Source organism: Frankia sp. CoWAU3 (assembly GCF_977971855.1).
Genome location: NZ_CDWWXB010000153.1, coordinates 1 through 6,943, shown reverse-complemented (window position 1 = coordinate 6,943; position 6,943 = coordinate 1). Strand labels below are relative to the sequence as shown.

The window sequence follows — 6,943 nt, the reverse complement described above, 5'->3', positions numbered from 1 at the left end:
CGGTGACCTGCCGCCACCCGGCCCGGTTCCGCGCGCCGCGCCGCGCACCACCGGGCGCCCCGCACCACCGGGCCCCCCGCCGACGGAACCGGCGTGACCACCCTGCCCGCAGACCATAGGCTCCGGTGGTTATGAGCACCCTCAAGGAACGTCTGCGCGCCGATCTGACCGTCGCGATGAAGTCCCGTGACGAGCTGCGGACGTCCACTCTGCGGCTGGCCCTGGCCGCGGTGAAGGATGCGGAGGTGGCCGGCAGCTCCGCGCGGGTCCTCGACGACGCGGAGGTCTCGAAGGTCCTGACCCGCGAGGTGAAGAAGCGCCGGGAGGCGGCCGACGCCTACGCCGCGGCCGGTCGCGGCGACCAGGCGGACCGAGAGCGGGCCGAGGGCGAGGTGCTCGAGGAGTACCTGCCGAAGCAGCTTGGCGACGACGAACTGGCCACGATCATCGACCAGGTACTCGCGGGTCTGGATGTCAGCGGTCCACGAGCGATCGGTCCCGCCATGAAGTCCGTGCAGGCCGCGGTCGCCGGCCGGGCCGACGGCGGCCGGGTCGCCGCACTCGTGAAGGCCCGGTTGGCGGGCGGCTGAACGAGCCGCGTGGCCCGCGTGGGCCGGTCAGCGCAGCCGGCGCCTGCCCTGGCCCCGGCCATCCGTACCGTCCAACGGCCCCGAGCCGCCTGAAGCGTTCAGCTGCCGACGCAGGTCCGTGCCCGGCTGGCCGCCCCCGGCCGGTTGGCCGTCATTCGACTGGGCGAGCGCTCCGAAGCCGGGTAGCGTCGATCCACCCGGCAGGACGGCCGTGCCGGTCAGCCCCCCGGAGATCTGCAGGGTGACCTCGGTGTTGAGCGAGACCTCGCTGCCCGGGGCGGGCGACATCGCCACGACGGTGCCGGGGGGCGCCGGATGCGGGACCGGCTGCGACCTGACATGGAAGCCCAGCTGGACGAGCGTCTGCTCGGCGACCTGCTGCGGCTGCCCGATCACGTCCGGCAGTGCCTTCGTCGGCACCTCGGGTTGGGTGTCGTCCGGGGTCGGCAGCGGTTCGACCGGTAGCCCGAGGCCGGCGATCGTCCGGATCATCGTGCGGGACCACACCTGGGCGGGATATCCGCCACCGAAGACGTTGCGACCCTTCACATTAATCAGGGGATGCGACGTCGGTCCGCGCGGGTCCGCGAGGGTCACCGCCGCGGCGAGCTGGGGGATGTAACCCGCGAAGGAGGCGGTGCTGAACCCCTCCGCGGTGCCGGTCTTGCCGGCGGCCGGCCGGCCGATCTGCCCGTTCCCGCTGGCCGTCCCGTGGTTGATGACCCCCTGCAGCACGGCGCTGACCTTGTCCGCAATCTTCGGGTCGAGCGCCTGCTGGCAGGGAGCGCCGGTGTCGAAGGGAAGCGGCCGGTCCGTCCCGCCCACCCGCTGGGTGATCGCGAGCACGGCCCGCGCGTCGCACTTCCTGCCCCGCGCGGCCAACGTCGCGTAGGCGGTCGCCAGATCGAGGGTGCTGATCTCGTTGGATCCAAGGATGGAGGAGCCGTCGACCCGGCTGATCCCGTCCACCCCCCTGCATTCGGGATCGTTGTTGTTGTGCTGCCGGATCCGGCACGAGGTGACGCCCATACGGCGGGCCACCTCGGCCGTCTTCAGCACGCCCAGCTTCTCGGCGAGCTGGATGTAGTAGGTGTTGACCGATGACCAGGTTGCGGTCGTCAACGAGTAGAAACCGTCCTCGCTGGGATCGGCGTTGCCGTAGCAGTTCTTGCCCTGGGGATCCGGGTTCGGGAAGACCTTCGAGTGGTAGCAGAGGGGGGCGTGCAGCGTCGTGGAAAGCGGTAGTCCCGATTCGAGCGCGGAGATCAGAGTGAACACCTTGTAGGTCGATCCCGGGGAGAACGAGTCCTCGTCGACGGGATAAATCTCCTTGGTGTGGACGAAGTCCGTGGACAGGGCGGCGGGCTGTCCGTCCGCCGTCGGTCCGTAGACCCTGTTGATCGCCAGGGCGAGCACCTGGCCGGTGTTCGGCTGCACCATCGCGACGCTCGCAGCCACCCGGTTCCCGATCGGGATGACCTCGGTCGCGGCCGACTGCGCCGCCTGTTGCGCCACCGGGTCCAGCGTCGTTCTGATCGTGAGGCCGCCCTCGAACAGCAGTCTGCGCGCGTCCTCCTCCGTCGGGGCGAAGGATCTGTCGTTCAGCAGCCGCTGGCGCACGAGGGCGCAGAAGAACGGCGCGGTCGAGTCGGCGCAGGGATCGGCCGAGTGGGGCTGCCGGTTGAGCACCACCTCGCCATCGTGCGCCTGATGAAAGGCCGCCGCGTCGATGTGATGAAGTTCGAACATGCGGTCGAGGACCACGTTGCGCCGCTCCCGTGCCGCCTGCGGATGTATCGCCGGGTTGAAGGCGTTCGGGTTTTTCACCAGGCCGGCCAGCAGCGCGGCCTGCGGCAGGGTGAGCTTGTCGACGTCGACGTTGAAGTAGTGCTGCGCGGCTACCTGGACGCCGTACGCACCATCGCCGAAGTAGGCGATGTTGAGATAACGCTCGAGGATCTCGTCCTTGCTCAGATGGGCTTCGAGGTACAGCGCATAACGCGCCTCCCGAAGCTTGCGCTGGACGGTCTGCTCGGTCGCGGCCTTCTTCGCCTCAGCCGTCGTCGCGGACATCAGAAGAACGTTCTTGACGTACTGCTGGGTCAGGGTCGAGCCGCCCTGGGTGACCTCGCCGTTCTCCCGGTTGGTGAGATACGCCCGGACGAGACCCTTGTAATCCAGCCCGTCGTGCTCGTAGAACCGGGAATCCTCGATGTCGATGATCGCCTGACGCATCACCGGCGGAACGCGGCCCAGGGACACGACCTCACGGTCCTGCTCCCCGCGCAGCACGGCGAGGACGTTCCCCCGCGCGTCGAGGACGCGCGACGCCTGGGCCAGCGGGGGGACCGCCAGGTTGGCCGGCAGGTCGAGGAAGTCGTCCGCGCCGCCCTTGACGGTCAGTCCGGCCGCTCCCACCACCGGCAGGGCCAGCATGCCGACGAGCACCCCCGCCACCACGCTGATCACGCCGGCGCCGAGCAGCCGCGTGGCCACGAACCCCAGCCGGCGGGCCGATGATGCGATGGGACGAGGCTCGGGCCGGTCGACGTCGCCGAAGCGGAGTTCGTCAGGCCCGTACGGGCGCCCCGATACACGGTCGCGGGCGGAATCCTCGAACCGCCCACGACCGGGCGTGGGGTGCCCAGGGGGCGCGGTCATCCAGGGACCTCCGTCCAGCCAGGCTGGGACACCCGTCGGAGCATACGGGCCAACATTTGATCAACAAGCGCCACCCCCGCCGCCCCGATTTCCACGAACGCCACAAGGCGGCGGCCCATCGCAGCCGATAATGCCGTGAGCTGGGACGCCGCAGTTCCAGCCCCGGCAGGCGACCCTGCCGGTCCCGGGCGCGCCCCGGACGACCGTGACAACCTCCACACCCGCTGCCCCGCCGCCCACGCTCCATACCTCCACCTTCGGGCGTCATCGCGATTCCAGCCCCACAGTAGGGCAATCTCGTCAAAACGGAAACGAAGCGATGAAAAACCCACATTATTTCTGAGTCGATACCTCATTGTCACGCAACAGACATACGGAGGTCACAGACCGCACTACCATGGCGATCCGGATCAATGGCCCGGACTAGTCATTTGGACAACCACCCGTGTGGGGTCTGTGCCGTGGCCACGCCACTCCGTACGGTTTCGGGTCAACGCCACGTCACCACCCGCACGGGCCCCCTGACCCGGACTCGAGAAGAAAGGCAGGTGGCATGACCAGAAGCCTGACCTCCACCGTCAGCACGCCACGCCGTGCCAACACGACCCATCTCGTGGGTTCCGCCATCGACGGCGACTGGACGGCTCACGCCGCCTGTCGCGACCTCGACCCGGATGAGCTGTTCGTCCAGGGCGCCGCCCAGAACCGGGTGAAGACCCGGTGCTTCGGCTGCGCTGTCCGCACCGAGTGCCTCGCGGACGCTCTCGACAACCACGTCGAGTTCGGCGTCTGGGGGGGCATGACCGAACGGGAACGTCGCGCGCTGCTACGCCGCCGCCCAGACGTCACGTCCTGGCGGAAGCTGCTCACGGACGCCCAGGCCGACCACAGATCGGCCTCCGCCGGCTGATTCAGCGGTGGTCCGACCAGTCCCCAAGGCCGATCGGATCCTTCGCCGGCTATCCCCCGCCCGAGGACAACGCCGTCCCGGTCCGGGATCACGCACATCCGCTGCCGACCGCGTTCTCTCACTCGGATGAACCGGGCTCACTGATCAAGCTGATCAAGCGGTCCGATCCAGCCGTTCGTCACGCGCAAGCGCATCGCCGATCTCCCGCAGTCCGACGAGATCGTGCACGTCTTCCGACAACGCCTCCACCCCCACTATCGGGGTGTCGGGGTGGGCGCTGGTGAACCGCTCCCGCAGCCGCGCCTCCCGGCTCGCCAACCGGACCCGATCGGCGTGGATGCGCAGCACCGCGGCGGCAAGCGGATGCTCCCCATGCTCCTCGAGGTTCTCGGCGGCGGCAAGGCTGCGCTCGATGTTGAGCGCCTCGGCATCGCTGTGGTGCATCCGGTTCACGACCAGTCCGGCGAGGGGCATCCCCTCCGCATCGAGCCGATCGACGAAGTAGGACGCCTCCCGTAGCGCCGCGGCCTCGGGCGCTGCGACCACGATGAACGAGGTGCCGGGATCGCCGAGCAGGCGGTAGGTCTCCTCCGCCCGCGCCCGGAAGCCACCGAACATCGTCTCCAGCGCCGCCACGAACTGGCTGACGTCGGTCAGCAGCTGGGCGCCGAGCACCTTGGTGAGGACTCGGGTGAACACGCCGAGGCCGGCGCCGAGCACCTTCACGTACGCCCGCCCGCCGGCCTTCGCCGGCGCGAGCAACAGTCGTAGCAGCCTTCCATCGAGGAAGGCCCCGAGCCTCGTCGGAGCATCGAGGAAGTCCAGCGCCGACCGGGTCGGGGGCGTATCGACCACGATCAGATCCCACGTGCCGGTGGCGTCGAGCTGGCCGAGCTTCTCCATCGCCATGTACTCCTGGGTGCCGGCGAAGGAGGACGACAGCGACTGGTAGAAGGGGTTGGCAAGGAGGGCCTCGGCCCGCTCGGAGGTGCTGTGCGCCAGGACGATCTCGTCGAACGTCCGCTTCATGTCCAGCATCATCGCGTCGAGACGACCACCGGCGGCACCGTCGACCCCGACCACCTCGCGTGGGGTGTTGTCGAGCGCGGTCAGGCCCAGGGCCTGGGCGAGTCGCCGCGCCGGGTCGATCGTCAGGACGACGACGTCGCGCCCGCGCTCGGCCGCCCGCAGCGCGAGCGCCGCGGCCATGGTCGTCTTGCCGACCCCACCCGAGCCACAGCAGACCACGATCCGTTCCGTGTCGAGCATCGCGTCGACGTCGAGCAGTGGCACGCCGGCCGGATGCGGACGCGTCCGGCGCGCTCCCACCCCGCCGCGACGCGCCGCCGGCTGCCGGACGCTCCCCGCTGCCGGCCTTCGCCGCCCGGCGGACGGCGCCCCGGGTTCCCGCCGTGGTGCACCGGGTGACGGGCGCGCGGGGCTCATGCCACCATCTGCTGCGCCCGCAGCATCTCCGCGAACCGGTAGACGGTGCCGAGGTCGACGCCATCCGCGACCAGCGGCACCTCATACACGGGACGACCGAGCCCGGCAATCTCCGCACGCTCAGCCGCCTCCAGCGCGACGCGATCGGCGTGCTGGGCCGCCTCCCAGGCCAGCGCCTCGACCAGCTCAGGGGTGGGCTCCATCCCAGCCTCCTTGATCCCGGCGGCAATCTCCTCCCGGTCCAGCTCCCCGCGCCGGGCCAGACGGGACTCCTTCGCGCGCAGCAGGGGTGGGCGGGTCATGTTGACCACCACACCGCCGAGCGGCAGGCCGGCGCGGGTCAGCTCGGCCACGCCGTCCACCGTCTCCTGCACCGGCATCTCCTCGAGGAGGGTGACCAGATGCACGGCGGCCCGATCGGGCGCCAGCACGGCCATCACGCTGTCGGCCTGGGCCCGGATCGGCCCGACCTTGGCCAGCCCCGCCACCTCCGCGGTGACATTGAGAAACCGGGTGATCCGGCCGGTGGGCGGCGCGTCGAGCACCACCGCGTCGTAGGCCAGCCCTCCCGGGCGGGTGGCGTCGGGCCGGTTGACCGCCTCCTTGACCTTGCCGGTGAGCAGCACGTCGCGAACCCCGGGAGCGATGGTCGTGGCGAAGTCCACCGCGCCGATCCTGTCCAGGGCCCTCCCGGCCCGCCGCAGGTTGTAGAACATCTCCAGATACTCCAGCAGGGCCTCATCCGCGTCGATCGCCAACGCGAACACCTCCCCGCCGCCGGGGGCGCTGGCCACCTTGCGCTCCCGGTAGGGCAACGGAGGGGTGTCGAACAGCTGCGCGATCTGCTGCCGACCCTCGACCTCGGTGAGTAGGACTCGACGACCACCGCTCGCAAGCGCCACGGCCAGCGCGCCGGCCACGGTCGTCTTGCCGGTCCCGCCCTTGCCGGTGACGATGTGCAACCGCCGTTCCCACGGACCGGCCACCTCACCGCTCGCTTCCTTGGTCACGGTGTTCTCGCTGTCGGTAACGGTGTTCTCGCCGTTCACAAGCTTGACCGTACCCGCGTGCACGGTCCCCACCACGGTGGTGAGCCGGGAGAAAACCCGCGGCGCGCCGCGGGGCGAGCCAAGGTAGGGGATGTGGGGAGAGGTGACCGGAACGATGCGGCGGCGAAGGCTCGGGCCCGGTGACACGGGTGTCCGGAACCGTCGGCGCGATGCTCTAAGCTTGTCGTTTAACCTTCGGGTGTCACTCTGTGTGATAGTCGCTGGTGGTTTGGGGTGGGCCGGCGTGTCGCCGTGACGTGAAGCGGCCTTCTGTTGATCCTGGTTTC

General features: G+C 70.0%; 5 protein-coding genes. 2 read left to right on the top strand and 3 right to left on the bottom strand.

Features of this window, described 5'->3' with window-relative positions:
- Positions 1–131 precede the first annotated feature (131 nt).
- Entirely contained in the window at positions 132–590 is a 459-nt protein-coding gene (locus AC08ON_RS13330; RefSeq protein ID WP_476607904.1) for a GatB/YqeY domain-containing protein, read from the top strand.
- A gap of 27 nt (positions 591–617) precedes the next feature.
- Here the strand turns inward: AC08ON_RS13330 and AC08ON_RS13325 are convergent, their stop codons facing one another.
- A complete protein-coding gene (locus AC08ON_RS13325; RefSeq protein WP_476607905.1) occupies positions 618–3,251 on the bottom strand; it encodes a penicillin-binding protein in 2,634 nt (877 codons plus the stop codon).
- 553 nt (positions 3,252–3,804) lie between these two features.
- Here AC08ON_RS13325 and AC08ON_RS13320 point away from each other — a divergent pair.
- Positions 3,805–4,161: a WhiB family transcriptional regulator gene (locus AC08ON_RS13320; protein ID WP_476610475.1), complete on the top strand. Its 357-nt coding sequence runs from the start codon at positions 3,805–3,807 to the stop codon at positions 4,159–4,161.
- A 153-nt stretch (positions 4,162–4,314) separates the two neighbouring features.
- Here AC08ON_RS13320 and bagB read toward each other — a convergent pair whose 3' ends face one another.
- Together bagB and bagA are read right to left on the bottom strand one after the other, a co-directional pair.
- The gene (bagB, locus tag AC08ON_RS13315) at positions 4,315–5,454 is read right to left on the bottom strand and encodes an ATPase BagB (RefSeq protein WP_476607907.1); all 1,140 of its coding nucleotides are present in this window, start codon (positions 5,452–5,454) and stop codon (positions 4,315–4,317) included.
- A gap of 149 nt (positions 5,455–5,603) precedes the next feature.
- Positions 5,604–6,617 (bottom strand): ATPase BagA, encoded by a 1,014-nt coding sequence (gene bagA / locus AC08ON_RS13310; RefSeq protein ID WP_476607908.1) that lies wholly within the window; start codon positions 6,615–6,617, stop codon positions 5,604–5,606.
- Positions 6,618–6,943 lie beyond the last annotated feature (326 nt).

What these genes read in the sequence shown, in the direction of transcription:
- AC08ON_RS13330 (WP_476607904.1), top strand. Translation starts at nt 132, where the DNA reads ATGAGCACCCTCAAGGAACGTCTGCGCGCCGATCTGACCGTCGCGATG.
- AC08ON_RS13325 (WP_476607905.1), bottom strand. Translation starts at nt 3,251, where the DNA reads ATGACCGCGCCCCCTGGGCACCCCACGCCCGGTCGTGGGCGGTTCGAG.
- AC08ON_RS13320 (WP_476610475.1), top strand. Translation starts at nt 3,805, where the DNA reads ATGACCAGAAGCCTGACCTCCACCGTCAGCACGCCACGCCGTGCCAAC.